The following is a 1,545-nucleotide window of genomic DNA, read 5'->3' on the forward strand; positions in this document are numbered from 1 at the left end:
GGGGACCGGTGAGAGGATGGTCGAAAACGTACGCTCTCATGACTGCCATCCGAGACGCTGGCCGAGTTTACTCCTTCGCTGGCCAGGAAGCCAGCGTCGCATTGACCTTGGCGGGTGTGCCGCGGGCGCCTGATCGACGACGATTGATCACGCTCTCATCCGCGGGTTGATTACCGCACTACCCGTATCCGTCGCTGGGCCTGTCCACCGTCTAAGATCGGGCGTCGGACGAACCTGCCCCAACGTACGCCGTGGATTACCCATCACAGTCGGGTGCCCGCGGCACGCCGGCCAAGGCTATGCAGGTCGTGCGCTGGCGCCTCCTCTCGTCGCGTTCGGGGAAAGGGTCAGGTGGCGACCGCCGGCGACACGCGCCTCGCGATGTCCCACGCGTAGCCGATGAGTTCGCGCGCGATCGCGGTTATTACCTTGGGCTGGGGCTTGCCCGTGGCGGCCAGGCGGCGGAAACGCTGACACAGGCGGACCTGCGCCTTCCATCCGATAGCCTGGACCTCGTCGGGCAGATCAGCGACCCGCTCGCGGTAGCGACGCTCCTCGCGTGCAGGCAACCGGTAAGCCCAGCCTGCCTCGACCAGCATGGTGCGCGCCTGCCCGTTACCAGCGCGGGTGATGCGTCCGCGCTGTTTGCGAGCGCCGCTGGAATATTCGGACGGTACCAGCCCGACATAGGCCATCAACTGCTTGGGATTGTCGAAGCGGGTAAGATCGCCGACTTCGGCGACCAACGTTGCGGCGCTGACCAACTGAATGCCACGCAGCGCCTGTAGATTGCGGACAAGCGGGGCGAACCGCCAGCCCTCCACTGCCTCGCCGAGGGCCGCCTCGAGGCGGCCGACGCGTGCTTGCGCCTCGAGCACGCGCCTCTGCATCTCCTCGAACGCCAGTTGCTGATGCGGGAAGTCGAACCGCTGCTCCGACAACCATCGCCAGTACATCTTGGTCCAGGTTCCTTTGCCGCCATAACGACGATCGTGCCGGAGCAGAAAGCTCTTCACCGTCTGCTTGGCCCCGGTGGCGTCCTCCTTCGCGCTGCGCCTTGCCCGGATCAGGTCGCGCACTGCCTCGTGCGCTTCGTCCGGCACCCAGATCGCGGTGAGTTCGCCGGCACGCAGCAGGCGCGCCAACGTCATCGCATCACGCCGGTCGGTCTTCACGTGATCGCCAGGTCGCCGCGGCATCATCGAAGGGGCGATGACGATGCAGCTCTGCCCCAGCCCGGTTAGCAACCGGTGCAGGCCGTAGCCGCACGGGCCCGCCTCGTAGCAGACTTGCAACTTCGTGCCCGCCCCGGTCAGCCGCTTGACCAGCTTTCTGACCGCATCGTCCTCGTTGGGAACCGTGCCAACATAGCGTACCTCGCCCCCGCGTTCCCCATCGGCCACCGCGACAGCGATGGTCCCCTTGTGCACGTCCAGCCCGATGTATTTCACTGCCTCCGTCATGACTCGTCTCCGTTGCTGACTAATCCATAGTCAGCATCCCAGATTCGAGCCGCCGAGGCTCCCGCAGTCATTGGGTCTAAGC

At 65.6% G+C, this 1,545-nt stretch carries 1 protein-coding gene; it reads right to left on the reverse strand.

What is annotated here, in order from left to right; genetic code table 11:
• Nucleotides 1-347: 347 nt before the first annotated feature.
• Nucleotides 348-1,463, reverse strand: a complete 1,116-nt coding sequence (locus B9A23_RS22045; protein ID WP_084281543.1) for an IS110 family RNA-guided transposase — start codon at nucleotides 1,461-1,463, stop codon at nucleotides 348-350.
• Nucleotides 1,464-1,545 lie beyond the last annotated feature (82 nt).

The sequence above is a fragment of the Novosphingobium sp. B1 genome, from assembly GCF_900176395.1.
Lineage (GTDB): Bacteria > Pseudomonadota > Alphaproteobacteria > Sphingomonadales > Sphingomonadaceae > Novosphingobium.

Bases quoted from the DNA above. Each gene is read 5' to 3' on its own strand.
- B9A23_RS22045 (WP_084281543.1), bottom strand. From the start codon at position 1,463: ATGACGGAGGCAGTGAAATACATCGGGCTGGACGTGCACAAGGGGACC.